This window comes from Shimia aestuarii, assembly GCF_900114635.1.
Taxonomy (GTDB): Bacteria; Pseudomonadota; Alphaproteobacteria; order Rhodobacterales; family Rhodobacteraceae; genus Shimia; species Shimia aestuarii.
The window spans coordinates 42,157-66,544 of sequence record NZ_FOTQ01000010.1 but is presented as its reverse complement, the minus strand read 5'-3'; the positions used below and the strand labels follow the sequence as shown (position 1 = coordinate 66,544).

Here is a 24,388-nt window from a genome sequence, read left to right as displayed (position 1 = left end):
TCTATCCGTTTTTGCATTGGAAATTGCAAGCCATGTTGCGTCTCCTCCTGGCACTGTTTGTGTTGGTTTCCTTGGTTATCCCGGTTTCGGCGCAGGACAATGCGCAGCTCAAGGCGGCTTTGCAGGCCGTGCGTGCCAAGGACTGGGCAGAGGCCACAGAAGCGGTGCGTCCGATTGGCCCGGTGGCCCGCGATATCGTGGAGTGGCACAGGCTGCGTGCGGGTGAAGGTTCTCCCGACGAGGTTCTGGCGTTTCTCGAACGGCGGGGCGACTGGCCGGGGCTGGATTATTTGCGCAAGCAGTCGGAAGAGGCCTTCGAAGACGCTTCGACCCGGCAAAGATTGTCATTCTATGTGCATGGCCCCGCCCAGACGGCAATTGGTGCGCTGAGTCATGCGGACGTGTTGCGGGCAGAGGGCGAACAGGGTGCGGCGGAAGCCGGGATCGTGGTTGCCTGGCGCACGATGGCGATGGACGCGGGCACGCAGGCGCAATTCGTCGAACGCTATGGCAAACTGCTTGCACCGCATCACACGGCGCGGCTTGACGCGATGCTGTGGAAGGGCTGGGAAACCAACGCGGAACGCATGTATCCATTGGTGCCCGAGGGCTGGGTTCTGCTGGCCAAGGCGCGGCTGGGTCTACGCGATCAGGTCAAGGGGGTGGATACGCTGATTGCCGCGGTTCCGCAGGCGTTGCAGGACGATCCGGGGTTGGCCTATGAGCGTTTTGTCTGGCGGCATCGCAAGGGGCGTGACGAGGCGGCGATTGAAATCCTGCTGGAGCGGAGCCGGGCCAAGACTCTGGGTGAACCTGCGGAATGGGCGCCGCGCCGCCGCTCCCTCGTGCGCAGCGAGATGCGCGCCGGGAACTATCAGACGGCTTATGACATCGCTGCAGTGCACGGGATGGCCCCGGACATCGGCTATGGGTTTTCCGATTGCGAGTGGCTGGCCGGCTATATCGCGCTGCGGTTCCTTAACCAGCCAGAGCTGGCGGCGGCGCATTTCGTGCGCTTTGCGCAATCGGTGGAAACGCCAATATCGCTTGGGCGTGCGGGGTATTGGATGGGCAGGGCCTATGAGGCGATGGGCGATGCGGAAACCGCACAGAAGGCCTATGCCGCTGGTGGTGCCCATCAAACAAGTTTTTACGGGTTGCTGGCGGCGGAAAAGGCCGGGATGGGCTGGGACGAGTCGCTGCGGGGGGACGAGGTGTTCCCGGACTGGCGGCAGGCCGCGTGGACAACATCCAGTGTGCACGAGGCCGCGCGCCTGTTTCTCGATGCGGGGGAGTTGAGCCTTGCCGAAAGGTTCTGGGTGCATCTGAGCGAGAGTCAGGACCGTGTCGGGCTGGGCCAGATGGGGACAATGGCGCAGGAACTCGGGGCGCCGCATGTGGCAGTTATGCTGGGCAAGAATATGGTGCGGCGCGGGATCACCCTGCCGGGGCCGTATTATGCGCTGCATTCGCTCAAGAACATGGATTTGCCCGTGCCGACAGAGTTGTCGCTGGCGATTGCCCGGCGTGAGAGCGAGTTTGACCCGGTGGTGGTGAGCCATGCCGGCGCGCGCGGGCTGATGCAGTTGATGCCAAACACCGCGCGTCAGGTGGCGGCGGCGACGGGCGAGGTCTATTCCCACGCGTGGCTGACCGCCGATCCGGATTACAATGCGCGGCTTGGAAGTGCCTACCTTGCCGGGCTTGGGGATCAGTTTGACGGCAACATCATCATGGTGTCCGCCGGGTATAACGCGGGACCGGGGCGGCCCGTGCAGTGGATGGAGCGCAACGGCGATCCGCGCGGCAAGAGCGCCGAAGAGATGGTCGACTGGATCGAGATGATCCCGTTCAACGAAACCCGCAATTACGTGATGCGCGTGTCCGAGAGCCTGCCGGTGTACCGCGCCCGGCTTGGCAAAGACCCGCACCCGGTGCCGTTTGGACAGGAGATCGCGGGCGGGACAGTGAAGCCGACAAGGTGAGCATTCGGTAGTGATCAGAGCCAACTTCTGATAGGATGTGAGCATTGAGCAGGTCGATGCGGGCGCTCCAAAAGGGAGGCTCCCATGATCATGCGCATTTTCCAGGTTCGCACCCGTCCTCATCAAGAAGAGGCTTTTGCCCGGTTCTTTCACGAAACCGCCATTCCCCTGATGCATGGGACAGAAGGTATTGTTCAGGTGCTGCCGGGTGCGCCGCATGACGATCCGCGCATGTTCAGCTTTGTCATGATCTGGCGCGATCTGGCGGCGCTGCAGGACTTTGTCGGCGACGATTACCGCACGCCGCATATCGACCCGATCGAAGAGGAACTGGTCGAGTCCCGGATGATCCATCACTATGAACTGGTCGAGGGGTAGACCGCGTTTCGGACGTTGTCCTGCGCCTATGCCGCCTGGCGCTCTCGCCAGAGGGTGAACAGACCTGCGGCCACCACGATCACCGCGCCGACGGCCACGTTGACCCTCAGGGTTTCGCCAAAGGCGATCATGCCAAGCGCCGCGGCAAAGGGCAGTTGCAGGTAGGCAAAGGGCTGAACCGCGCTGGCTTCAGCCGCCTCGTAGGTCTTGATCAAAAGCCAATGGCCAAGGGCGCCGGTGCAGCAGAGCGTTCCCATCCATGCCCAATCCTTGGCGGCGATCGGCTCCCAGTAGAAAAGGCCGATCCCGGTCATCACCACGCAGCCTACGGTGCCGGTGTAAAAGAAGCTGACCTGCGAGCTGTCACGACGAGAGACATAGCGCGTGACCAGCCCGTAAACGGCGAACATTACCGCCCCCAGCAGCGGGATGGCGGCCACGGGCGAAAACACGCCGGTTCCCGGTTGCAGGATGATCATAACCCCGAGCGTTCCGGTGCCGATGGCGGCCCAGCGGCGCCAGCCGACCTTCTCACCAAGCACCGGGCCGGAAAGTGCAGCGATCATCAAGGGGTAGCAGATGAATATGGCGTGGGTTTCTGTCAGGCCCAGCAAAGTAAAGGCGATCACGGTCACACAGATTTCCAACGCCAGAAGCGCGCCGCGAAAGACCTGTAGCCACGGGTGTTGTGTGGCGATGGCGCGCTTTAACCCGCCACTGCGCCGCGCGGAGATTGCGATCACGAAAAGGGCAAAGAACCAGTAGCGGATCATCACCACGAGATAGGTGTTGTACTCTGCCGCAAGGAGACGGGAAATGCCGTCCTGCATGGCAAAGACAAAGGTCGTCAGGCACATCAGGAGGATGCCAAGTCGATTGTTGTCCTGACGGATAACGGTCATGGCGCGGGCTTTCGGGCGATGGTCATGTGGCGTTTGCGGCCAAAGCCGGGGATGCGGGTCACGTCAAAGCCGGCATCTGTGAGGTTGCGGCGCACGAAACCGGCCGCCGTATAGGTGGCCGCCGTGCCGCCGGGTTTTGTGTGATGGGCGACCTGTGTCATCAGGTTGGCGTCCCAGAGTTCAGGGTTCTTGGCCGGGGAAAACCCGTCGAGGAACCAAGCATCGGCTTGGAAATCCTGCTGGGCGAGTGTGTCGCGTGCGTCGCCGATGATCACCTGCGCGTCGATGTTGTCGAGGCTGCGCAGGGTTTGATCCTCGCGCCAGGCCGTGACCAGACGGTCGCGGTACTCTCCCTGCTCGGGAAAGGCGGCAAGCGCGCGGGCCATTTCATCCGCCGACATCGGGAAAGCCTCAAAACTGGTGAACCGCAGAGGGGCTTCCTGACCCGAGGCGTCCCATGCCATCCACGCGGTCAGCAGGTTGAGCCCGGTGCCAAACCCAAGCTCTGCGATGTGAAAGCCGGGCGCAAAGCGATTGGGCAGGTCATTGCCGTCCAGAAACACGTGACGGGTTTCTGCCAGCCCGTTGTCGAGGCTGAAATAGGGGTCGTCGAACCGGGTTGAGACAGGAATGGCCCCATCGCGCCAGTCCAGATCTGCGTGCTGGTCGCTCATGCGTGGATACCTTATGGAAGGTCAGAACAGCAGGATTGGACCAGCGGGGGTGATTTGGCAATGGTGGATGTCACGGTTGTTGGAGCCGGGATTTACGGGCTTGCCACCGGATGGGCCTGTGCACGGCGCGGGGCACGGGTGCGGGTGATTGACCGGACCGGGATTGCCGCCGGTTGTTCCGGCGGGATCGTTGGTATGCTGTCGCCCCACGCGCCCGAACGATGGAATGCCATCAAGGAGTTCCAGTTCCAGAGTCTGATCGGGGCAGAAGCTTTCTGGCGCGAAGTCGAAGTGATCTCGGGCCTGCCCACCGGTTTTGGCCGGGTTGGGCGGTTGCAGCCGATCAACACCGAGCGTGCATTGATCTTGGCCGAAGAGCGGTCGGTCAACGCCGCCACATTCTGGCAGGGTAAGGCGGTGTGGGAGGTGATCGACGCCGCCGATGCGGGGGATTGGTGCCCGGCAAGCACCTCGGGCAAGGTGATCCGCGAAACCCTGAGCGCGCGGGTGCATCCGCGCCGCGCCTGCCATGCGCTTGCCGGGGCGATCCGCGCACGGGGTGGCGTGGTGGAAACCGGCGAGGCGGAGAATCTCGTTGGCAAGGTGGTCTGGGCCACCGGGGTCGCCGGGTTGCAGGGGTTGAACGACGCGCTGGGACGGCAGGTGGGCAACGGGGTCAAGGGGCAGGCCGCGCTGTTCGGGCTGGATGCGCGCGGCGCGCCGCTTTCGTCGGCGGATGGGGTGCTGGTGGTGCCACATGCGGATGGCACACTGGCCGTGGGTTCGACCAGTGAGCGGGAGTATGCGTCTCCCGATGCCACGGATGGGTTGCTGGAAGAGCTGATCGCGCAGGCATGTGATGTGTTCCCGCTCTTGGCGGGCGCGCCTGTGATCGAGCGCTGGGCCGGGGTGCGCCCGCGCGCCAAGAGCCGCGCGCCGATGTTGGGCAATCACCCGTTACGAGATGGGGAATTCATTGCCAATGGCGGGTTCAAGATCGGCTTTGGCATGGCACCGGGCGTGAGCGAGGTGATGGCCGACCTCGTGTTGGAGGGAAAGGACCAGATACCGGAAGGATTCCGCGCAGAAGCCTCTCTCTAAGGCTTCAGGCGCCAGCCTCGGCAATCATGCATTGCCGCCCGTCCGGTCCCCGCACCCAACAGGTGCCGTCGCCGCCCCAACAGAAGGCCGCTTCTTCGAAATGCATCAGGGGCGCGGTGGCGCGGAAGGAAAACCTGCGCAATTGCCCGAGCTTTTCCTCGGCCATCAACATGAGCAGTTGGGCCAGCAGAGGCCCATGCACCACAAGCCCGTCATAACCTTCGACTTCACGGGCATAGTCGAGATCGTAATGGATGCGGTGCCCGTTGAAGGTCAGCGCCGAGTAACGGAACAACAAGGTGCTGTCGAAGCCGCGCGTATAGGCGAAATCCTCGTCGGTCCGGGCCTGTGGAGGCGTAGGCTTGGCAACGTCAGGCGCGGGATCCTCACGATAAACAAGGTCCTGATACTCGCGCAGTACCATCGCGCCGTCCTGTTCGATCTCGTGACAGAGCGTGACAAAGCCCAAAGGCCCCGAGCGCCCCTCTTTGTGTTCGGCCTTGGCGACAGTGGTTGTCTTGGACGCGGCAATGCCTGCACGCAAGGGTGTGAGGAATTCCAGCCGCCCACCGGCCCACATGCGCCGGGGCAGGCCCATGTCGGGAATGATCCCGCCCACCTTGGGATGACCATCCCGGCCCAATGCGCCCGGTGGCATCGCCTGCCAGAAATAAAGGTGATGGAAAAACGGTGGCAGGGGAGTGCCAACATCGATTTCGGAGGGGTGATCAAGAGCGATCAGGCAGGCCGAGGCGCGGGCCGGGTCGATGGGATCGCTTTGACGATGGGTTGTGGAAAGGTCATTCTGCATGGGGCCACGCTAGGCCCGTGCATACACAAGGACAAGGGGTGCCATGCCCACACTGACATCACTGGATCACCTCGTTCTCACGGTGGCCGATATGGACCGCACCGTCACCTTTTATCGCGAGGTACTGGGTATGGAGGCGGGCCGCTTCACGCCCGCAGACGGGAGCACGCGCTGGGCACTCAAATTTGGGCAGCAAAAGATCAACCTGCATCTCGCCGGTCAGGAGTTTGACCCCAAAGCGGCGCACCCGACACCGGGGTCTGCTGATCTCTGTTTTCTGAGCGACACCGCGCTGGACGTCTGGCAGGCCCATTTCGAGCGATTGGGCATCACGGTCGAGGAAGGCCCGATTGCGCGCACCGGGGCAACGGGGCCAATCCTGTCGCTCTATATTCGCGACCCGGATAATAACCTTCTCGAGGTCAGCACGGCGCGTGATCAGGCGTAAACCGCCGCTCCTTCATCTTGGCAAAAATACTCAAAAAACAGGCTCAGCTTTGCTGAGCCACGCCCAACCTCTGGCAGGGGCCGCTAAACCACGAAGAGGGCGGGCGCGCCGCGCCTAGCCGTCGACCTCGGCGCGCAGCGTGTCCATGAGGGTTTGTACACTGGCCGCGTAACGATCGCTGATCAGCTTGCCGTCCGCATCAAAGGCGTTGCCGCTGTCGGCGATGCCAACTTCGGACGCCAGCGCGATGCGGGGGCGGAACGGGACGAGACAGGTGCGCAGCATGGTTTGTCCGCGCACGCCGCCGGCGCGGCCCGCGGCAGCGCTCATCACGGCGACGGGTTTGCCGACCAGCGGTTTTTCGGAATGGCGGCTGATCCAGTCGAGCGCGTTTTTCAGAACGCCAGTGATGCCGCCATTATATTCGGGCGTCGCGATCAGAACCGCGTCGGCCTCGGACAATTGGCGGATCAAGAGGTTCACAGCCTCGGGAATACCGTCCCGGTCTTCGTCATCCCCATCATAGAGCGGCAGGTCGAGATCGGCCTCGATATAGCTGTCCGCCCCATAAAGCCGGGCTGCTTCGCGCAGCAGTTTGCGGTTGGTCGAGCCGGTGCGCAAGGCGCCGGAAAGGCCGAGGAGGGTATGGGGCATGTGCGCACCTGTTTTTGAAAACGGTCCGCTTTATGTAAGGCGCGTGGCCACCGCTGCAACCGGTGGCCAAGCAATTGACCGTCAGATCAGGTCGCGTTGGGCAGGATCACGATTTCCACCCGGCGGTTCTGGCGGCGGCCTTCCTCGTTCAGGTTCGAGGCAAGGGGTTGATCCTCGCCGCGCCCAATCGCCTGGATCCGGCCAAAGGGCACGCCGCCCTCCATCAGCACATCTGCAACCGCATTGGCGCGGCGTTCCGAAAGCGCCTGGTTGTGGGTGGCCGACCCGGTGTTGTCGGTGTGGCCCAGAACCTGCACGGTGGTGCCGGGATACTTGTTGAGGCTGTTGGCAACCTTCAGAAGGTCGTCACGCAGACTCGCGCTGACCACGTCGCTGTCGATATTGAACAGAATGTCCTGCGGCATGGTCAGGATCAGGCGGTCGCCCGTGTTTTCGATGCGCACATCGTCGTCCAGAGAGGCGCGTAATTCCTTTTCCTGGCGATCGAGGTCGGCCCCGATGAGCGCTCCGACCCCGGCACCAATCGCGGCCCCCACGACCGGGTTTCCATCAACCGCCACGGCGGCCCCCGCCCCAAGGATGCCGCCAAGTATGGCCCCCGTCTGGGTGTTGCGTTTCTCGCTGCGCTCTTCGTAGCTGCCGGTCACATAGCCGGGATCGGTACAGGCCGATACGGCCAATACGGACACAGCGCACAGGGTCAGGGGAAGTCTTGTCATCTCGTTGCCTCAGATCTTGCGCCGCTTTTGGCGCGGCTTTCGGCGCAATATAGCCGATCACTTGCCACATCCCAAGCCTGCTTGATCAAATGTCGGCGGTTCGGTGCCGATATCAGCCCCGAAATCAGGCCTCGGCGCGGGCCGATTCATAGGCGAGCAGGGCGCGTTTGACCGGCAGGCCCCAGTGATACCCCCCAAGCCCGCCGGATTTGCGCATCGCGCGATGGCAGGGGATCAGCCAGCTGACCGGGTTGCGGCCCACGGCTGTTCCCACGGCGCGCACCGCCTGCGGGTTGCCGATCACGCGCGCGATCTCGGAATAGGTCGAGACCTGCCCCGAGGGGATACGCATCAGCGCTTCCCAGACCTTGATCTGCAAGGCCGACCCGATCATGTAGACCGGCACCTTGTCGAGGTCCCCGCTCTGGGCGTTATAGGCTGCAAGAACCCAAGGGCGCAGAAACATCGGGTCTTCGACAAAACGGGCCTTGGGCCAGCGCGACAGCAGGTCCTGCATGGTCGACTCTTCGCCGGTTTCGGCGGCAAAGCCGATGCCGCAGATGCCTTTTTCGGTACCCATCACCAACGACAGGCCGAACGGGCTGTCAAACCAACCCCAATAGATCGTCAGCCCGTCGCCGCGCTTGGCGAACTCGCCGGGGCTCATCGCCTCCCAGCGCAGGAACAGGTCGTGCAGCCGTCCCGAACCGGATAGGCCCACGGCATTTGAGGTTTCCAGGGTTGTGAAGTGATCGTGCAGCAAAGCCTTGGCGTGGCCGAGGGTCAGGTATTGCTGAAACCGTTTCGGCGATACGCCCGCCCATTTGGTAAACAGGCGCTGGAAATGCGCCGGGCTCATGTCCATGGCCTGCGCCAGTTCTTCAAGCGTCATGGACTCGCCGCCCGCGTCGATCAGCTCGATGGCGCGGCGCATGACGTTGAAGTGATAGCCTTGTTCCATGTCGCTCATGGCATGTCTCCTGCTCTGTCACGAGACAACAGAATAGGGAGGCCGCCCGCAACAGGCGACCCGTTTCTTGAGCAAAGCTCAGAGGTTCAGAACGTGTATTTCACCGCTGCCGTCACACGGTCGGCATCGAAGGATGTGCCGTTGCCCTGTTTGCGCGTGCCGGTGAAATATTCCAAGCCCAGTTGCAGGTTCTTGGTGGCATTGTAATAGGCCGACAGGTGCACGGTCGTCAGTTTCTTGGTGTCGGTCCCGGCGGCGGTGTCCAGATCTGTCATGCCCAGCGTGGCGGCGACGGTGAGTTTTTCGGAAATCTGTTGTTTCAGGCTGACTGAAACCGCGTTGACCCCCACTGTCTTGCCGCCAGATACCAGCGCGTTGCCTGACAGACCGAAGGCGAGAATGTCCGAAATGCCTTCGCCGGTGGTGTAAATCCCCGCCAGGGTGCCCCCCTGCCAGACATCATAGGTTGCCCCGAGGCTCAGACCCCAGCCTTCCACGGGCGTGCCGCCAATCGTGGTGTCGCGATACAGTCCGGCAAGGCGTACCATGCCGCCGTCAAAACCGCGCCGAGCTGCAAGGGTGAAATGGGGATCGTCATTGTTGCCCACATCTTCCTCGACAGAGGCCGAGAAGGTCCAATCGGGGGTGGGCGCATAAGTGTAGCGGGCCTGCAGTAAGCGGGCAAAGGGAACACCGGCCGGTCCCTGGAAGTCGACAGTGGGGCCAAGGTTTTCCAGTGACATGAAGTTGGACCAGTCCTGACCGACGCGGACCCCGAAGAAATCGACATAGGCCAGTCGTGTGCGCAGGCCATCCGCTCCAAAAAAGTCGCCTTCCAGTTTGATCAGCAGATCCGGCGCCGTGTAGGTCAGGCCAATCCGGGTTTCCTTGAGATGCGTGCGTTCATGTTCTCCGGCAGGCGATCCACCGGGCAGCCCGATCGTCGCCAAGCCCTTGGTGGTGTCGCCCAGATCGAAATCATAGTCCTTGATATAGGTGCCTTTGATGTAGCCGTAAAATGTCAGGTTGTTCCCGGCGCCCAAGTCAAAACTCAGCGGGTTGTTGTCCTCTGCATGGGCGGCCTGCGTGCAAAATGCCGTGGCGAGCGCAAGGGTAGTTCCAAGAAGTTTCTGTCGATGCTGCATGGTCGTCTCCTGCGATATGTTTTCGGCTCGCGTTGCGGTGGTGCGTCGCAACCAGATTGCCACCAAAGAGGCGCTCGACCAAGATGGCTTGAGTACAGAAAGGGAAACTGTTGTCGACAAACCCGCATGTCCGGGTTGTCACCGTGGGCGGATGGCCCATATGAAACCGCACAGAGATACAATTTGCTGACAACTGGATCCCTTTCATGACGCTCCGAGACCGTATTGGCGCATTCATCGACACGCAGGCGTTTCGCAATACCATTCTGGGTGTGATCCTGTTCAATGCGATCATTCTCGGGCTGGAGACCTCGCAGACGGCGATAGAGGTGGCCGGACCGTTGCTGGTGACGCTGGATGGTGTGTGTCTTGCGATTTTTGTGGTCGAGATATTGGCCAAGCTATTCGTGCAGCGGGCACAGTTTTTCCGAAACGGGTGGAACCTGTTTGATTTCGTGATTGTCGGCATCGCGCTTGTTCCGGCGGCGCAGGGTCTTGCGGTTTTGCGGGCGCTGCGCATCCTGCGGCTTTTGCGGGTGGTGTCAGTGGCACCGTCGCTGCGCCGTGTGATCGAGGGGCTAATCAATGCGTTGCCGGGGATGGGGTCGGTCTTTCTCTTGATGACGCTCATCTTTTACATCGGCGCGGTCATGGCGACGAAACTGTTTGGGGCGGCCTTTCCTGATTGGTTCGGAACGCTGGGGCGGTCGGCCTATTCCCTGTTCCAGATCATGACGCTGGAGAGTTGGTCGATGGGGATCGTGCGTCCTGTGATGGCAACCTATACCTATGCGTGGCTGTTCTTTGTGCCCTTCATCCTGCTGACGACCTTTATCGTGCTGAACCTTGTTGTGGGTCTGGTGGTGAACTCGATGCAGGATGCGCATCATGTCGAGGCCGACCAGCGCACGGATGACTACCGGGATGAGGTTCTGGCGCGTCTCAACGACATCGAGAAGCTCCTCAAGGATACCCCGCGCGGCAAATCCGGCTGAGACCTGTTTCGGTGCGTTCCGAAGCAATTTTCTGCGGTCCTGAAATCCAAAAATTCCGGCCTGAAATAACATCCGTTTCAAGGGCAGGCTGGCTATATCTGCTATGAAGACGATGGGGCACGCGGCTGATCCAGCCAGGGCCTCGGGTTTTCAATTCATGCAAGACTTCAGGCCGGGACAAAAGCCCGGCCTTCTTTTTTGTGCGGAGCCCAGATAGTGGAAAGTCTAAGAATATTTCCCGTATTCCAATCAAAACGTCTCAAAAACCAACGCAATATCCGCACATGCCCTCAACTTTTGATGTGTAAGGCAACATAGCCAACAAGATCACACTCCAGAGAAGAGAGGTCTCACCATGTTCGCACAAGTCGCAATAACCGTCACCGCCGCCGCCGCAGTTTCGCTCGCCGTGGTTTCCTTCACCGCCCCCAGCGTTTCGGCGTCGGAAGCAAGCTTTGTACCCTTCGAAGTGGCCCAGACCGCCGGCATGCAGCGCCGTCAGGATCGTCGTTCAGACCGGATGGACGACCGTCAGGATCGCCGCGGTGATCGTCAGGACTGCCGCGCGAGCGAAGGACTTGTCGGTGCTGACAAGCGTGACTGGAAACAGGATGAACGCCAACAGCGCAATCTGAACGGCTGAGCACCGCGCCTTGCACCCAATTCATGCAGGATTTCCGGGCCGGACAATTGTTCCGGCCTTCTTTTTATATCCTACCCCCCGAACACGGCCCGCTCTGGTCCGGCCAAGGGTTGCCAGTATGGGTGTTCCCGTGCATACCGCCGCCCATGGCCAAGCAACTCGATTATCACACGATCCGAGAGATCTTTTCCCGCTTTCATGAGGCGGACGCGGCGCCCAAGGGCGAGCTGGATCACGTCAACGCCTATACGCTGGTGGTGGCCGTGGCCCTGTCGGCGCAGGCGACGGATGTCGGTGTAAATCGCGCCACCGCTGAACTGTTCAAGATCGCGGATACGCCGCAGAAAATGCTGGATCTCGGAGAAGAAGCGCTGATCGAGCACATCAAGACGATCGGGCTTTATCGCAACAAGGCCAAGAACGTCATGAAGCTGTCGCGCATTCTGGTCGACGACTACGGCGGCGAGGTGCCCAATTCTCGTGCCGCCCTGGAAAGCCTGCCGGGGGTGGGGCGCAAGACCGCCAACGTTGTGCTGAACATGTGGTGGCGTTATCCGGCGCAGGCGGTGGATACGCATATCTTTCGCTTCGGCAACCGATCGGGCGTGTGCCCGGGCAAGGACGTGGTCGCGGTTGAACGCGCCATCGAAGACAATATACCCGTGGATTTCCAACTCCACGCTCATCACTGGATGATCCTGCACGGACGTTATGTCTGCAAGGCGCGCAAGCCGATGTGCGGCAATTGCCTGATCCGGGATCTCTGCATGTTCGAGGAAAAACAACTGTGAGCCAGAAATACCAGGTTGTCGGCATCGGCAACGCCATCGTGGACGTGATTTCGCAATCCGATGACAGCTTTCTTGACCTGATGGGGATCGAGAAGGGCATCATGCAGCTGGTCGAACGCGAGCGCGGCGAGATGCTCTATGCCGCCATGACCAACCGCACGCAGGCGCCGGGCGGGTCGGTGGCGAATACGGTCGCTGGCTTGGGGTCGTTGGGTCTCTCGACTGGTTTTATCGGGCGCGTGCACGATGATGCGCTGGGCCGGTTTTATGCCTCTTCGATGCAGGCCGAAGGCACGAATTTCGTGAATGCGCCGGTTGCGGGCGGCGAGCTGCCCACGTCGCGCTCGATGATCTTCGTATCGCCTGACGGCGAGCGGTCGATGAACACCTATTTGGGGATTTCCTCGGAGCTGGGGCCGGAAGATGTGTCAGACGATGTCGCGGGGCAGGCGCAGCTCTTGTTCCTCGAAGGGTATCTCTACGACAAGGACAAGGGCAAGGAGGCCTTCGAGCGCGCCGCCAAGCTGTGCCGTGACGGCGGCGGCAAGGCCGGTATCGCGCTCAGCGATCCGTTCTGTGTCGATCGCCACCGTGACGACTTCCGCCGCCTCGTGCGCGATCTGGATTTCGTGATCGGCAACCAGCACGAATGGGAATCGCTTTATCAGACCGACCTTTCGTCGGCGCTCGAGCAGGCGGCGGCGGAAAGCGGTCTGATTGTTTGCACGCGTTCGGGACATGATGTGGTTCTGGTGCAGGGCGATGAAGAGGCCGTGGTGCCCGTGAACGAAATCGTCCCCGTGGATGCCACGGGCGCGGGTGACCAGTTCGCCGCCGGGTTCCTTTATGGTGTCGCGACCGGCCAGAGCCTTGAGGTTTCGGGCCGTATGGGCTGTATCGCTGCCGCCGAGGTCATCAGCCACTACGGCGCCCGCCCCGAGGCGGATGTGAAGGCGCTTTTCCAGAAAGAAGGCCTCATCGGCTGAACCAACAAAGCCGCAGCGCTGGAGGAAATTTCGGGAGCCTCCGGCGGGGGTATTTTGGGAAAAAGAAAGTGTGAATGGGTGCGCCCTGTTCGCCACGCCGGTCGACTTTGCGCGATGCTTACGCCTTGAACAGGGCGACTTTCCATTTCGCGGTCATCGGCTCCCCAGCCTGTACCGCGACTTAAGGAAAGCGCGATTCTGGTTAATCTCGTCCTAATGGACTTTCTTTTTCCAGAAGTACCCCGGGGGTGAAGCTGGAAAATGCCCGCATTTTCCTGCGAGGGGGCTGGCCCCCTTGCCTGCCCGCCGCAGGCGCCGGGGCTTCAGGAAAGGGCGCGCACCGCCATGTCGGCGGTCTGACGGGCGATTTCCAGCGCAAAGCCTTCGGGCTCGTCAGCGCGGGGCGTGTACCAGATCACGGGCGCGTTCACCAAAAGCAGCATGCCGTGAAGGGCGATGGTTTCGTTTTGCTGACGGAAAATGCCATCGGTCATGCCGCGGCGCAGTTCTGCGCGGAACAGGCCTTCATAACGATCACGTTCGGCGTGGATGCGCTGGTGCAGGTCGCGTTCGACCTGCGTGGTCGATTTCTGATTGATGCCCGGGTAGGTCTGTCGAATGACCTTGTGATAGGGCAGGGTGCGCAACACTTCGGGCACATGCGCCAGGATCATGTTGCGCAGGTTTTTGTCGGGGGCGGCGTCCGGGTCGATCACCAGGGCGACTTTCCGATAGGTGAAATCGGCGGCGCGCAGGCAGACTTCGGACAGCAGAACGCCCTTGGATGCGAAGTGGTGATAGATCCGGCCCTTGGTCGACCCGAGGTGGCGTGCGATGTCGTCGATCGACGCGACATCCACGCCCAGATCCATGAAAACAACCGCCGCCGCGTCCAGAATTTCGGACTTCGAAGCGCTCATTACAGGGGCCATCTGGTCTTTCATGTCTGCTCCAGTCGTCACCGCGCGCGGAGATAGCAGGTTCTGACGCCGCGTCAATCGCGGAGCGTTCAATTGACAACATACTGAGTAGTATGTCTTGCTTGATCCTGCAATGCCTCGTTTTCCGGAAGAGAAAGCCGGGGTGCAGGGAGGATCAGATCATGTCGAACCTGGAAGCGTTCCGGGAAGAGACGCGGGACTGGCTGGAGGCGAACTGCCCGGTCGAGATGCGTCAGCCAATGGGCGAAGACGACATTTGCTGGGGAGGGCGCAACTTCACGTACCGCTCACCGGCGCAAAAACAATGGATGCAGGTTATGGCAGAGCGCGGATGGACCGTGCCGGCATGGCCGAAGGCATATGGTGGCGGCGGACTTTCAGGGCCGGAGCAAAAGGTGCTGGCCGAGGAAATGCGCCGCATCAATGCACGCCCCCCGCTTCAGAGCTTTGGCATCTGGATGCTGGGGCCGGCGCTTTTGGCCTTTGGCAGCGAGGACCAGAAACGCCATTACCTGCCGCAGATTGCGCGTGGTGAAATCCGCTGGTGCCAGGGCTATTCAGAGCCGGGGGCTGGGTCGGACCTTGCTTCATTGCAGACCAAGGGCGTGGACAAGGGCGACTATTTTGAGGTGACAGGTCAGAAGATCTGGACGTCCTATGCGGACAAGGCGGACTGGATATTCTGTCTTGTGCGGACAGAGCCGGACGAAAGCAAGCACACCGGTATTTCCTTCCTTCTATTCGACATGGAAAGCGAAGGAGTCAGCACAAAGCCCATCAAGCTGATCTCCGGAGCATCGCCATTTTGCGAGACCTTCTTTGATGCTGTGAAAGTGCCAAAGGATCAGATCGTCGGAGAGCGCGGGCAGGGCTGGACCATTGCCAAATACCTCCTGACCCACGAGCGCGAGATGATTGGCGGATCGGACGTGGCGCTTTTTGCCAAGTCGGATCTGCTGAGCGATGCGGTTACCTGTATTGGCTTGGACGAGAGCGGTCGGCTGGACGATCCGATGCTGCGCGCCGATCTGGGTCGGTTCCTTGTCGATGAGATGGCGTTTGATGCGCATATGGGCATGGCGCGGGACATGATGCGCAAGGGCGAGGAGCTTGGCGCGCGCTCGGCCGAGCTCAAATATCTTGGCACAGAGTTGAACAAGCGGCGCCAGAGTCTTCGGGTGGCTGCGGGCGGGTCGGATGACCTTGTCTGGGAAGGGACGTCCAACGATGCCGGGCAGGCGGCGCGCGATTGGTTGCGCTCCAAGGCCAACAGCATCGAGGGTGGCACCTCGGAAGTCATGCTTGGCATTCTGGCCAAGGCTGTTCTGAAACTGCCGGGCTGAGGGGAAGAGATGGAAATTCTGAGCGAAGATCACAGGATGGTGGCCGAAGCGGCAGACGGGTTTCTGGCGCAGTCGCACTCCATCAGCGCCTTTCGTGCGTTGCGCGATTCCGGTGCGCCGCTGGGCTATGACCCGGCGATCCTGTCGGACATGGCCGAGCTTGGCTGGATGGGAATCGTCTTGCCCGAAGAGATGGGCGGCGCGGATTTTGGTTTCCGCGCGGCGGGGCTGATTGCCGAGTCGATGGGGCGCAACCTGACCGCGGCGCCGTTCCTGTCGACCGCGATCCTGTCGGCCACGATCCTGCGGCAGGTCGGCGGACCTGTGGCGGCGCAGTGGGGGCCAAAGATTGCGGCGGGTGAGGCCGTGATTGCGCTGGCCTTGGAGGAAGGCGCGAAACATCGCCCCGAGCGAATTGCGACAGGCGCGACCCGGACAGGCGACGGATTTGTTCTTGGTGGTCGCAAGAGCTTTGTCGTGGATGGGTTCGGGGCGGATCGGCTGATCGTTGTTGCGCTTTTGGATGGGGCGCCCGCCCTGTTCTGGGTGGATCCGACACAGGATGGCGTGACAGTCGCAGCGCAGATCTTGCTGGACCATCGCAATGCGGCAAGTGTGATGCTTGAGGATGTGCAGCTGGATGCCTCTGCGCTTTTGGCAGAGGGAGAGGCGGCCGCGAATGCGCTCTCTTCTGCCTTGGCAGCGGGGCGTGCGGTGACGGCGGCAGAACAGCTTGGCGTGGCGCGTGTTGCGGCAGAGACAACCAATGAGTACCTGCGCACGCGCAAACAGTTCGGTACGTTGATCGGGCGGTTTCAGGCTTTGCAACATCGCGCGGCTGATCTTTATTGCGAGATCGAGCAGACCGCGTCGTTGGTTTCCGCTGCTCTGAACGCTTTGGACGCTGGCGCGGAAAATGCCGAAGCGCTCAGCCGTGCAGCCAAAGCCAAGACGGCCACGACCGGACGGCAGGCCACGGAAGAAGGTGTGCAGATGCATGGCGGTATCGGCATGACCGACGAGTTGGACCTTGGGCTTTTCATGAAACGGGACCGCGCGCTGACCGAGTTTCTCGGGGATGCGGGGCACCATACCAACTGGCTTTTGCGGCAGCGCGGGCTGTAAGGAACGCGACGTGTGACGTTACGGCGGATCGGCACCATACCCGTCTGTATGCTTGACGGGGCGCGGGGCCAGCGACGAGACTGAATCCAAGGAAAGCCGGAACAACCGGCACGGGGAGGATAAATGGAAGTTTTGCAACTGCTCGTCAGCGGGCTTGCGAATGGCTGTGTTTACGGCCTTATCGCACTTGGGTTCGTTCTGATCTACAAGGCCACCGAAGCTGTGAACTTCGCCCAGGGCGATTTCATGATGCTGGGGGCCTTTGTCACGTTGGGCCTGACCAATGCGCATTACATGGGGCTGCCCTTCTGGGTGGCGGCACCAATGGCCATCGCGATCATGGCAGTACTCGGTTATCTGCTCGACTTCTTCGTGCTGCGGCATCTTTTTGGACAGAGCCAGACGGCGGTTGTGATCCTGACCATCGCACTGGGTTTTGTGATCCGGTTTATTGCCGGGGCGATCTGGGGGCACGAGCCGCAAACGCTTGAAAGCCCGCTCGCGCTTGGGGACATAAGGCTGGGAGGTGTGGTACTAGGTATGGCTGATGTGGCGGTCATTGTCGTCACGGTTCTGCTCACCATCTTCCTCTACCAGTTCTTCCAGCGCACCAAGCTCGGCCTTGCCATGCAGGCGGCGTCTCAGAACCAGATGGCGGCGTATTTCATGGGGGTTCCGGTCAAGCGGGTGCAGGGCATGATCTGGGGCCTCTCGGGGGCCGTGGCCGCCGTGGCCGGCATTCTTTTTGCCTCGAAAGGCGCGATTGATCCAAACGCAGGCCTTCTCGGGATCAAGGCGTTTGCGGCGGCGGTGATCGGCGGGTTTGGCTCGTTGCCCGGTGCCTTGGCAGGTGGTCTCATCGTGGGTGTGATCGAACCCTTTGCATCGCGCTACCTTGCTGCTGGCTACAGTCAGATCGCTCCTTATGCGCTCTTGCTGTTTGTCTTGGTGTTCCGTCCTCACGGCCTGTTCAGCCAGGTCCGCACGAAGAAGGTCTGATCCCATGCGCATACATTTCAAGACCTCTTACGAACACGACATTCGCCTGTTTCCCGATTGGTGGACGTTCTTTGTCTATGCCACGCTGATCGTGGTGGCGGTGTTGCTGCCGTGGATCATGGACGATTTTTATCTGGGTGAAGTGACCAACGTTCTGATCTGGGCGATTGCCGGGCTGGGGCTGATGCTTTTGACCGGGCAGACCGGGCAGGCAAGCCTCGGTCATGCTGCGTTTTTGGCGGTGGGCTGTTATTCCTGCGTGATCTTCATGGAGCAGGGGTTGCCGTTTCTCATCGCGTTTCCGGCGGCGGGTATCCTGACCGGGATCGTGGGCACGATTATTGCCATCCCGGCAGTGCGCCTGCACGGGATCTACCTTGCGATTGCAACGATTGCCCTGTCGATCCTGACCGATGACCTGATCGTTCTGATGGAGCCGATCACCGACGGCGTTTCGGGCAAGTTTGCCCCGATGATCACCATCTTCGGCATCGAGATCGAACGCTGGACGACACCGGATCGGTTTTATTGGCTGGTGCTGGCAATCACGATTATCTGCACGCTGATCTATCGCAATCTGCTGCGCTCGCCGCTGGGGCGGGCCTTTGCCGCCGTGCGCGATAGCGAAGTATCCGCCACGGCCATGGGCGTGCATATCGCGCGGACCAAGGCGGCGTCGTTCGGGATTTCCTGCGGGATCACCGGGCTTGCGGGTGCGCTGATGGGGTTCTACGCAGGGGCGTTCAACAACGAGACCTTCTCCATCGTAATCTCGATCACCCTGCTGATGATGATCGTCATCGGCGGTCTTGGGTCGATCCACGGTGCGTTCTTCGGCGCTGTGGTCGTTGCCTACCTGCCGCAATTCCTGTCCATCGCGAAGGACGCCATTGGTGGGGGGGGCGTGGCCATTCCGGGGCTGGAGACGGGCGTGTTCGGGGCGATCCTGATCCTGTTTATCCTGTTCGAGCCGATGGGCATCTACGGACGGTGGATGAAGATACGCATTTGGTTCGAGCTGTTCCCGTTTGCGCGCAAGGACATGTTCAAGCGCCAGAAATCCTACCTCAAGACGGAGCGCCTGAGATGAGCAGTTTGCTGGAAATCAAGAATGCGACGCTCAAGTTCGGGGGCGTGGTGGCTGTCAACGATCTGAGCTTTACCGTGGAAGAGGGCGAGGTCTATGCCATCGTCGGGCCGAACGGGGCGGGGAAATCCACCGTGTTCAACCTGATCTCGCGGTTTTACGATCCCTATTCCGGGTCGATCACCTTTGACGGCAAGAACCTGTTGGATCGTAACGCCGATCAGGTTGCCGATCTGGGCATCGCGCGGACTTTTCAGAACATCGAGCTGTTCGATCACGCGACTGTTCTGCAGAACCTGCTGGTTGGACGGCATCGGCATCGGCGCACGACCATGCTTGAGGAAATGCTGTTCACGCCGCGTGTGCGGCGCGAGGAAAAGCGCCATCGCGAGGCGGTGGAAGAGGTCATCGACTTCCTTGATCTGCAACCTTATCGCAACAAGATGATCGCCGGGCTGCCTTACGGTGTGCGCAAGGTGGTCGAGGTGGGCCGGGCGCTGGCCACCGGGCCGCGTCTGTTGCTGCTCGATGAACCGGCCTCGGGTCTGTCGGTCGAGGAAACGCAGGACATGCGTTGGTGGATCGACGATATCCGCAAACAGATGGGGATCACCGTTCTGATGGTGGAACATGACATGGGGCTTGTGTCCGGCGTGTCCGATAGGGTTCTGGCGCTGGCCGATGGCGCGAAGCTGGCCGAGGGAACGCCTGCAGAGGTGCAGAGCGATCCGGCCGTGATTGAAGCCTATCTTGGTGCGGGGGCCGCGTGATGAGTGAAACCGTGCTTGAAGTGAAGAACCTTGAAAGCTTTTACGGCCCGATCATGGCGATCCGGGGCGCAAGCCTGAAGGTGGAAAAAGGGCAGGTCGTGACCGTGCTAGGTGCCAATGGCGCGGGCAAGTCAACCCTTTTGAAGACCATCTCGGGGATCATGGACCCGGAAAAAGGGCAGGTGATTTTCGAGGGAGAGGAAATCCAGGGAAAGGAACCGCATTCCATCGTGCGCCGGGGCATTGTGCATGTGCCCGAAGGGCGCGAGGTGTTTCCGCTTTTGACCGTGGACGAGAACCTGTCGCTGGGGGCCTATACCCGCAATGACAAAGCCGAGATCGAGAAGGACCGGGAAATGGTCTTCGACTATTTTCCCATTCTGAAAGAGCGGCGCGGTCAGGAGGCGGGTACGCTTTCTGGGGGGCAACAGCAGATGCTGGCGATTGGCCGGGGTTTGATGCTGCGGCCCAAGATCATGCTGTTGGACGAGCCGTCCCTCGGCCTGTCGCCGCTGCTGGTGCAGGAGATTTTCGCGATCCTGAAGCGTCTTAACGAAGATGAAGGCGTGACCATGATGCTGGTGGAACAGAACGCCAAGGTCGCTCTGGAACTGGCCGATATGGGCTATGTGATGGAGATCGGGCGCATCGTGATGGATGGCAGCGCCGATCGGCTGATGGAGAGCGAAGACATCAAGGCGTTCTACCTGGGTCACCAGGAAGAAGGTGCGCGCGGCGAGCGGCGCTGGAAACGCAAGAAGACGTGGCGCTGAGGGAGGGGTTGGCATGAACATTCAAACGACCGACCAGATCGAGATCAACGGCGTGATCGTGACCGCCAATCCGGGCCAGCGCCCGGCGCTTGTGGACAGTTGCGATACGGTGCCCAAGCTGTTTGCCAAGCGGTGTGAACAATTGGGGGACAAGACCGCGCACCGCGAGAAAGACCTTGGCATCTGGCGCGCCTATTCGTGGAAAGATTACTGGAACCACGCCAAGTGGATCGGCCTTGGCCTGCGCGCCCTCGGGCTTGAACGCGGCGAGGTGGTGTCGATCCTGTCCGAGGACCGCAAGGAATGGCTTTACGCCGACATGGGTATTCAGGCGGTCGGCGGGATCGCGTCGGGGGTCTATACCACCGACTCGGCCAGCCAGCTGGAATACCTTTTGCGCGACAGCGACAGCCGGTTCCTGTTCGTGGAAAACGACGAGCAGCTCGACAAGTTTCTGGAGATCGAGGATCAGGCCCCGCAGGTCGTCAAGGTTATCATCTTTGAAAAAGAGGGCCTGCACGATCTGCGTCACGAGAAATGCGTGTTCATCGACGATCTCTATGACACGGGCCGTGCGTTTGACGCGGAAAACCACGGGTATTTCGAGGCGGAGATCGAAAAGTCGCAACCGGGCGACACCGGGCTTCTGATCTATACCTCGGGCACCACCGGTATGCCCAAGGGCGCGATGCTCAGCCAGGAGAACGTGATTGGCGCGATGGTGTCGGGCGCACATGCGCTGCCGACGATGCCGGGGGATGAACAGCTTTGTTTCCTGCCGCTCTGTCACATCCTTGAACGGGACGTGTCGGTGTATTTCCCGCTGGCGGGCAAGGCGATCGTGAATTTCGCGGAAAGCCCCGAGACGGTGTTCGACAACCTGCAGGAAGTCTCGCCCAGCCACTTCACGGCGGTGCCGCGGGTTTGGGAAAAGGTCTATTCGCGGGTTCTGGTGTTGGCGCAGGAAGCCACGCCCATTGGCCGGCTGGCCTTCAAGCTTGCGGTCAAGGCAGGGTTGAAACGGGCCGATTACCTTCTGGCGCGCAAGCCCGTGCCAGCGATGGTGGCGCTCAACTTCCTGATCTGGGACTTCCTCGTGCTGCGAAACTTGCGGCGAATGCTGGGCATGGACCGGATGCGGCGCGGCGGCACCGGGGCGGCGCCGATCTCACCCGAGTTGATCAAGTGGTACTGGGCAATTGGCGTGCAGCTTCTGGAAGGTTATGGCATGACCGAGAACACCGGGCTCGCCACAATCAACCTGCCGGATGACAACAAGCCTGGCACGGTGGGCAAGGCGGTTCCCGGTTTTCAGGTGCGGATTGCCGAGGATGGCGAGATTCAGACCTATGGCCTCAACAATTTCCAGGGCTATTGGCGCAACAATGAAAAGACGGCCGAAACTTTTACCGACGATGGCTGGCTGCGCACCGGGGATGTGGGCAAGGTGGACGATGACGGATTCCTGACGATCACCGGGCGCCTGAAAGACATCATCATCACGGCTGGGGGCAAGAATATCACGCCTGCCGAAATCGAGAGCCGGTTGAAGTTCAGCCACTATATCTCGGATGCGGTGGTGATCGGCGATGCGCGCAAATACCTGACCTGTCTGATCATGATCGATCAGGAAAACGTCGAGAAATTCGCGCAGGACCGCAAGGTGCCGTTCTCGGACTTTGCCTCGCTCTGTGCCGCGCAGGAGGTTGTCGACCTGATCCGCAAGGAAGTGGAGGAGGTCAACAAGGACTTTGCACGGGTCGAACAGATCAAGGATTTCCGCCTGATCAACGTGCTTCTGACCGCGGAAGATGAGGAGCTTACCGCGACCATGAAGCTCAAGCGCGGCTTTGTTGAAAAGAAACATTCCGCACTGATCGAGGAAATGTACTAGACTAGAAATCATGTGGCTGGAGACCACGTAACCAACGGGAGGAAAACATGAAAAAACTGATGACCGCATTTGCGGCGGGCGCGGTGGCGCTGGCATCGCAGGGCCTGGCCGAAACCCAGGGCGTGAGCGATGACGAGGTGGTGATCGGCTCGGTCAACGACCTCAGCGGCGTCTTTGCCGCGGTGGGTGTTCCGGCTGTGAACGGCGCTAACATGAAATTCGACGAAGTGAACGCGGCGGGCGGTGTGCATGGCCGCAAGATTCGCTTCGTTGTCGAGGATAACGGCTACCAGATCCCGCGCGCGATGCAGGGCTACAACAAGCTTCTGAACAAGGACAAGGCGTTTGCCATGCTCCTGTCGCTGGGCACGCCGATGAACATTGCGGGCTTCAAGCTGATGGATCCCAAGGGTATTCCGAATGTCGGCCCGCTTTCGGCGGCACGTGAGATGCTGGCAGAGCCGATGGACAACAAGTTCACCGGGTTCTCGAGCTATTGGGACCAGGTGCAGGTCGGTGTGAAATACCTTGCAGGTGAGTTTGGCGCACAGGAAGTCTGCACCATGTATATCCCGTCGGATTTCGGCAAGGAGATCGCCGATTCGACCAAGGATGTGACCGCCGCGCTTGGTCTGACAATGGCAGGCGAAACCACGCACAAGCCGGACGAGCTCGACTTTGTCGGCTCGCTGACCAAGCTGAAATCGGCAGGTTGTGACGTTGTCACCATGGCGCTGGGTGTCCGTCAGGGCATCACCGTCGTGGGGACGGCCAAGAAGCTGGGCTGGACCGACGTGAAGTTCATGAACACCTCGGCAGGCTTCCTTGAGCCGGTTGCCATGGTGCCGGGCGGTGTGACCGATGGCCTTTATGCGGCTGCCGGTTGGGTGGACCTTTACTCGCGTGCTGCAGATGCGGTGCCTGGCAAGTTCATCGCGGATTACAAGGCCAAGTATGACCAGCCCGCCAGCGGCTTTGCCATGCTGGGGTATTCCGCAGCCGAGACGCTGGTACGCGCGCTTGAGGCGGCTGGTCCCGACCTGACCCATGAAGCCTTTATCAAAGGCATGGAATCGCTCGATTACTTTGACGAACTGACCGATGCGCAGATTACTTATGGCCCGGGCGACCACCGCGGTGCGGACGAAGTGACCATCTCGGTTGTCGAAGGTGGCGGCTGGAAGCTGGTATCGCGCCAGTAAAGCAGGCCGGAGAAGCACGAAAGGGCGGGGATATCCCCGCCCTTTCTTATTGTCGGTGCAAAGTGGTTTTGAAACCGCTTGGGTAAGGCTCTTCCAAGAGCCTTGGTCGCTCAGTCACCCAGCTTGGCGTGCACCTCATCAAGGTCGATTTCCCCGATGGGCATCTTGTTGCCCGGGTTTTCGAAATCGTATTTGAAGAGCTGGAAATCCTTTTTGTAGATTTCATAGACCAGATGCATGGACAGGTCGTCGAAATAGTCTTCGACCGGATGCGCGCGTTTGGGGCCGTGGCCTTCGGATTCGTTGAAACGCGGGATCGCGGCAAGGTCGACCGCATGTGGCGTTTCGATCGCGTCGAGCACCTGTTGCATGCCGTCGTTGAAAGCTTCGGTCCAGAAAATATTGTCGTATTGGCCACCATTCACGATGAATGTCGAGATATGTCCTGACATGGCGGACCAGTGAATGTCGGGGTCCATCGGGCGCCGCCAGCGGATCGTGTCACGGGCAAACAGAAGAAAGCGGCGGAAGCTCTTGATCTGGTCGAACTCTTCCTTGCCGTCTTCGCCGCCGACCTCGATCCCGTATTTCTGGATCAGCATCGGCACGAGGTTTCCGCGATACCGCTTGCCGTTGCGCTGAATGCCGCAGATCTTGTCGAAGAACGACGACAGGATACGCGTGTAAGGATTGCGCACACAGGTAAAGGCGTAGGACGTGTGCTCGCGCACATTGTTCATGATCGGCTGATGGCTTTCTTCGATCGCCCATTTGTGCATACCGCTTGTGGCGTCGTGGATATCACCGTCAAAGAATTCGCCGTGGTCCGAAAAATACATGATCTGCCCGATGGTCGAACAGGCACATTTCGGGACCACCCGATAGACGACGCTTTCGCTTTCGGTCATCCAGGTGCCGGGAAAGCCCATGTGTTTGCCTCCGTCAAATGCCCCGACTTGCAGGTCAGGTGCCTCAATTCCACGAAAAAACCAAATAAAGTCTGTTTATTCAACGTGTCTTCATCATTAAAT

25 protein-coding genes are annotated in these 24,388 nt (G+C 60.6%); 16 read left to right on the top strand and 9 right to left on the bottom strand.

Features of this window, described 5'->3' with window-relative positions; all coding sequences use genetic code 11:
- Window positions 1-32 precede the first annotated feature (32 nt).
- Together BMZ35_RS18160 and BMZ35_RS18155 are read left to right on the top strand one after the other, a co-directional pair.
- Window positions 33-1,985, top strand: a complete 1,953-nt coding sequence (locus BMZ35_RS18160; protein ID WP_207503011.1) for a lytic transglycosylase domain-containing protein — start codon at window positions 33-35, stop codon at window positions 1,983-1,985.
- An 84-nt stretch (window positions 1,986-2,069) separates the two neighbouring features.
- Complete coding sequence (locus BMZ35_RS18155; RefSeq protein ID WP_093096078.1) at window positions 2,070-2,363, top strand: putative quinol monooxygenase; 294 nt, start codon at window positions 2,070-2,072, stop codon at window positions 2,361-2,363.
- Between the two features lie 26 nt (window positions 2,364-2,389).
- Here the strand turns inward: BMZ35_RS18155 and BMZ35_RS18150 are convergent, their stop codons facing one another.
- Both BMZ35_RS18150 and mnmC2 read right to left on the bottom strand, forming a co-directional pair.
- Window positions 2,390-3,265 (bottom strand): DMT family transporter, encoded by an 876-nt coding sequence (locus BMZ35_RS18150; RefSeq protein WP_093096074.1) that lies wholly within the window; start codon window positions 3,263-3,265, stop codon window positions 2,390-2,392.
- A complete protein-coding gene (gene mnmC2, locus BMZ35_RS18145) occupies window positions 3,262-3,939 on the bottom strand; it encodes a tRNA (5-methylaminomethyl-2-thiouridine)(34)-methyltransferase MnmC2 (RefSeq protein ID WP_093096071.1) in 678 nt (225 codons plus the stop codon). Before mnmC2 ends, BMZ35_RS18150 begins: the two co-directional genes overlap by 4 nt.
- A 60-nt stretch (window positions 3,940-3,999) precedes the next feature.
- On the opposite strand from mnmC2, the gene BMZ35_RS18140 reads away from it, so the two are divergent.
- Complete coding sequence (locus BMZ35_RS18140) at window positions 4,000-5,040, top strand: NAD(P)/FAD-dependent oxidoreductase (protein WP_093096068.1); 1,041 nt, start codon at window positions 4,000-4,002, stop codon at window positions 5,038-5,040.
- Between the two features lie 4 nt (window positions 5,041-5,044).
- On the opposite strand, the gene BMZ35_RS18135 is transcribed toward BMZ35_RS18140, so the two are convergent.
- A complete protein-coding gene (locus tag BMZ35_RS18135; protein ID WP_093096065.1) occupies window positions 5,045-5,851 on the bottom strand; it encodes an HTD2 family dehydratase in 807 nt (268 codons plus the stop codon).
- Window positions 5,852-5,894: 43 nt separating this feature from the next.
- Between BMZ35_RS18135 and BMZ35_RS18130 the strand changes: the two genes are divergently transcribed.
- Window positions 5,895-6,299 (top strand): VOC family protein, encoded by a 405-nt coding sequence (locus tag BMZ35_RS18130; protein ID WP_093096063.1) that lies wholly within the window; start codon window positions 5,895-5,897, stop codon window positions 6,297-6,299.
- 114 nt (window positions 6,300-6,413) lie between these two features.
- Here the strand turns inward: BMZ35_RS18130 and BMZ35_RS18125 are convergent, their stop codons facing one another.
- The 4 genes from BMZ35_RS18125 to BMZ35_RS18110 all read right to left on the bottom strand — a co-directional run bounded on the left by BMZ35_RS18125 (window position 6,414) and on the right by BMZ35_RS18110 (window position 9,808).
- Window positions 6,414-6,953, bottom strand: a complete 540-nt coding sequence (locus BMZ35_RS18125; protein ID WP_093096061.1) for an NADPH-dependent FMN reductase — start codon at window positions 6,951-6,953, stop codon at window positions 6,414-6,416.
- An 86-nt stretch (window positions 6,954-7,039) separates the two neighbouring features.
- Window positions 7,040-7,693, bottom strand: a complete 654-nt coding sequence (locus BMZ35_RS18120; RefSeq protein WP_093096059.1) for a YiaD family glycine zipper/OmpA-like lipoprotein — start codon at window positions 7,691-7,693, stop codon at window positions 7,040-7,042.
- Between the two features lie 124 nt (window positions 7,694-7,817).
- The gene (locus tag BMZ35_RS18115) at window positions 7,818-8,663 is read right to left on the bottom strand and encodes a bifunctional helix-turn-helix domain-containing protein/methylated-DNA--[protein]-cysteine S-methyltransferase (protein WP_093096056.1); all 846 of its coding nucleotides are present in this window, start codon (window positions 8,661-8,663) and stop codon (window positions 7,818-7,820) included.
- An 86-nt stretch (window positions 8,664-8,749) separates the two neighbouring features.
- Complete coding sequence (locus BMZ35_RS18110; protein WP_093096052.1) at window positions 8,750-9,808, bottom strand: hypothetical protein; 1,059 nt, start codon at window positions 9,806-9,808, stop codon at window positions 8,750-8,752.
- Window positions 9,809-10,014: 206 nt separating this feature from the next.
- On the opposite strand from BMZ35_RS18110, the gene BMZ35_RS18105 reads away from it, so the two are divergent.
- The 4 genes from BMZ35_RS18105 (at window position 10,015) to BMZ35_RS18090 (ending at window position 13,223) form a co-directional block, all read left to right on the top strand.
- Window positions 10,015-10,803 carry an ion transporter gene (locus BMZ35_RS18105; protein ID WP_093096049.1) on the top strand — a complete coding sequence of 263 codons (789 nt, stop codon included), beginning with the start codon at window positions 10,015-10,017 and terminating at the stop codon, window positions 10,801-10,803.
- Window positions 10,804-11,158: 355 nt separating this feature from the next.
- Entirely contained in the window at window positions 11,159-11,446 is a 288-nt protein-coding gene (locus BMZ35_RS18100) for a hypothetical protein (RefSeq protein WP_093096047.1), read from the top strand.
- Window positions 11,447-11,592: 146 nt separating this feature from the next.
- Window positions 11,593-12,237, top strand: a complete 645-nt coding sequence (gene nth, locus BMZ35_RS18095; protein WP_093096043.1) for an endonuclease III — start codon at window positions 11,593-11,595, stop codon at window positions 12,235-12,237.
- Window positions 12,234-13,223 (top strand): adenosine kinase, encoded by a 990-nt coding sequence (locus tag BMZ35_RS18090; protein WP_242654848.1) that lies wholly within the window; start codon window positions 12,234-12,236, stop codon window positions 13,221-13,223. The genes nth and BMZ35_RS18090 overlap by 4 nt, the downstream gene beginning before the upstream one ends.
- Window positions 13,224-13,546: 323 nt before the next feature.
- Here BMZ35_RS18090 and BMZ35_RS18085 read toward each other — a convergent pair whose 3' ends face one another.
- Entirely contained in the window at window positions 13,547-14,167 is a 621-nt protein-coding gene (locus tag BMZ35_RS18085; RefSeq protein ID WP_093096039.1) for a TetR/AcrR family transcriptional regulator, read from the bottom strand.
- A gap of 158 nt (window positions 14,168-14,325) precedes the next feature.
- On the opposite strand from BMZ35_RS18085, the gene BMZ35_RS18080 reads away from it, so the two are divergent.
- From BMZ35_RS18080 to BMZ35_RS18045, 8 genes are all read left to right on the top strand, one after another.
- Window positions 14,326-15,507, top strand: coding sequence for an acyl-CoA dehydrogenase family protein (locus tag BMZ35_RS18080; RefSeq protein WP_093096036.1), 1,182 nt, complete (start codon window positions 14,326-14,328; stop codon window positions 15,505-15,507).
- Between the two features lie 9 nt (window positions 15,508-15,516).
- Window positions 15,517-16,632 (top strand): acyl-CoA dehydrogenase family protein, encoded by a 1,116-nt coding sequence (locus tag BMZ35_RS18075; protein ID WP_093096032.1) that lies wholly within the window; start codon window positions 15,517-15,519, stop codon window positions 16,630-16,632.
- Window positions 16,633-16,755: 123 nt separating this feature from the next.
- Window positions 16,756-17,631 (top strand): branched-chain amino acid ABC transporter permease, encoded by an 876-nt coding sequence (locus BMZ35_RS18070; RefSeq protein ID WP_093096029.1) that lies wholly within the window; start codon window positions 16,756-16,758, stop codon window positions 17,629-17,631.
- A 4-nt stretch (window positions 17,632-17,635) separates the two neighbouring features.
- Complete coding sequence (locus BMZ35_RS18065; protein ID WP_093096025.1) at window positions 17,636-18,721, top strand: branched-chain amino acid ABC transporter permease; 1,086 nt, start codon at window positions 17,636-17,638, stop codon at window positions 18,719-18,721.
- Window positions 18,718-19,488 carry an ABC transporter ATP-binding protein gene (locus tag BMZ35_RS18060; protein ID WP_093096021.1) on the top strand — a complete coding sequence of 257 codons (771 nt, stop codon included), beginning with the start codon at window positions 18,718-18,720 and terminating at the stop codon, window positions 19,486-19,488. The genes BMZ35_RS18065 and BMZ35_RS18060 overlap by 4 nt, the downstream gene beginning before the upstream one ends.
- Window positions 19,488-20,261, top strand: coding sequence for an ABC transporter ATP-binding protein (locus BMZ35_RS18055; protein WP_093096017.1), 774 nt, complete (start codon window positions 19,488-19,490; stop codon window positions 20,259-20,261). The genes BMZ35_RS18060 and BMZ35_RS18055 overlap by 1 nt, the downstream gene beginning before the upstream one ends.
- Before the next feature lie 13 nt (window positions 20,262-20,274).
- Complete coding sequence (locus BMZ35_RS18050; protein WP_093095976.1) at window positions 20,275-22,155, top strand: AMP-dependent synthetase/ligase; 1,881 nt, start codon at window positions 20,275-20,277, stop codon at window positions 22,153-22,155.
- A 47-nt stretch (window positions 22,156-22,202) separates the two neighbouring features.
- Window positions 22,203-23,357, top strand: coding sequence for an ABC transporter substrate-binding protein (locus BMZ35_RS18045; protein ID WP_093095973.1), 1,155 nt, complete (start codon window positions 22,203-22,205; stop codon window positions 23,355-23,357).
- Between the two features lie 110 nt (window positions 23,358-23,467).
- Here the strand turns inward: BMZ35_RS18045 and BMZ35_RS18040 are convergent, their stop codons facing one another.
- Window positions 23,468-24,286 (bottom strand): sulfotransferase family protein, encoded by an 819-nt coding sequence (locus BMZ35_RS18040; RefSeq protein ID WP_093095970.1) that lies wholly within the window; start codon window positions 24,284-24,286, stop codon window positions 23,468-23,470.
- Window positions 24,287-24,388 lie beyond the last annotated feature (102 nt).

What these genes read in the sequence shown, in the direction of transcription:
- BMZ35_RS18160 (WP_207503011.1), top strand. Translation starts at nt 33, where the DNA reads ATGTTGCGTCTCCTCCTGGCACTGTTTGTGTTGGTTTCCTTGGTTATC.
- BMZ35_RS18155 (WP_093096078.1), top strand. Translation starts at nt 2,070, where the DNA reads ATGATCATGCGCATTTTCCAGGTTCGCACCCGTCCTCATCAAGAAGAG.
- BMZ35_RS18150 (WP_093096074.1), bottom strand. Translation starts at nt 3,265, where the DNA reads ATGACCGTTATCCGTCAGGACAACAATCGACTTGGCATCCTCCTGATG.
- mnmC2 (WP_093096071.1), bottom strand. Translation starts at nt 3,939, where the DNA reads ATGAGCGACCAGCACGCAGATCTGGACTGGCGCGATGGGGCCATTCCT.
- BMZ35_RS18140 (WP_093096068.1), top strand. Translation starts at nt 4,000, where the DNA reads ATGGTGGATGTCACGGTTGTTGGAGCCGGGATTTACGGGCTTGCCACC.
- BMZ35_RS18135 (WP_093096065.1), bottom strand. Translation starts at nt 5,851, where the DNA reads ATGCAGAATGACCTTTCCACAACCCATCGTCAAAGCGATCCCATCGAC.
- BMZ35_RS18130 (WP_093096063.1), top strand. Translation starts at nt 5,895, where the DNA reads ATGCCCACACTGACATCACTGGATCACCTCGTTCTCACGGTGGCCGAT.
- BMZ35_RS18125 (WP_093096061.1), bottom strand. Translation starts at nt 6,953, where the DNA reads ATGCCCCATACCCTCCTCGGCCTTTCCGGCGCCTTGCGCACCGGCTCG.
- BMZ35_RS18120 (WP_093096059.1), bottom strand. Translation starts at nt 7,693, where the DNA reads ATGACAAGACTTCCCCTGACCCTGTGCGCTGTGTCCGTATTGGCCGTA.
- BMZ35_RS18115 (WP_093096056.1), bottom strand. Translation starts at nt 8,663, where the DNA reads ATGAGCGACATGGAACAAGGCTATCACTTCAACGTCATGCGCCGCGCC.
- BMZ35_RS18110 (WP_093096052.1), bottom strand. Translation starts at nt 9,808, where the DNA reads ATGCAGCATCGACAGAAACTTCTTGGAACTACCCTTGCGCTCGCCACG.
- BMZ35_RS18105 (WP_093096049.1), top strand. Translation starts at nt 10,015, where the DNA reads ATGACGCTCCGAGACCGTATTGGCGCATTCATCGACACGCAGGCGTTT.
- BMZ35_RS18100 (WP_093096047.1), top strand. Translation starts at nt 11,159, where the DNA reads ATGTTCGCACAAGTCGCAATAACCGTCACCGCCGCCGCCGCAGTTTCG.
- nth (WP_093096043.1), top strand. Translation starts at nt 11,593, where the DNA reads ATGGCCAAGCAACTCGATTATCACACGATCCGAGAGATCTTTTCCCGC.
- BMZ35_RS18085 (WP_093096039.1), bottom strand. Translation starts at nt 14,167, where the DNA reads ATGAAAGACCAGATGGCCCCTGTAATGAGCGCTTCGAAGTCCGAAATT.
- BMZ35_RS18080 (WP_093096036.1), top strand. Translation starts at nt 14,326, where the DNA reads ATGTCGAACCTGGAAGCGTTCCGGGAAGAGACGCGGGACTGGCTGGAG.
- BMZ35_RS18075 (WP_093096032.1), top strand. Translation starts at nt 15,517, where the DNA reads ATGGAAATTCTGAGCGAAGATCACAGGATGGTGGCCGAAGCGGCAGAC.
- BMZ35_RS18070 (WP_093096029.1), top strand. Translation starts at nt 16,756, where the DNA reads ATGGAAGTTTTGCAACTGCTCGTCAGCGGGCTTGCGAATGGCTGTGTT.
- BMZ35_RS18065 (WP_093096025.1), top strand. Translation starts at nt 17,636, where the DNA reads ATGCGCATACATTTCAAGACCTCTTACGAACACGACATTCGCCTGTTT.
- BMZ35_RS18060 (WP_093096021.1), top strand. Translation starts at nt 18,718, where the DNA reads ATGAGCAGTTTGCTGGAAATCAAGAATGCGACGCTCAAGTTCGGGGGC.
- BMZ35_RS18055 (WP_093096017.1), top strand. Translation starts at nt 19,488, where the DNA reads ATGAGTGAAACCGTGCTTGAAGTGAAGAACCTTGAAAGCTTTTACGGC.
- BMZ35_RS18050 (WP_093095976.1), top strand. Translation starts at nt 20,275, where the DNA reads ATGAACATTCAAACGACCGACCAGATCGAGATCAACGGCGTGATCGTG.
- BMZ35_RS18045 (WP_093095973.1), top strand. Translation starts at nt 22,203, where the DNA reads ATGAAAAAACTGATGACCGCATTTGCGGCGGGCGCGGTGGCGCTGGCA.
- BMZ35_RS18040 (WP_093095970.1), bottom strand. Translation starts at nt 24,286, where the DNA reads ATGGGCTTTCCCGGCACCTGGATGACCGAAAGCGAAAGCGTCGTCTAT.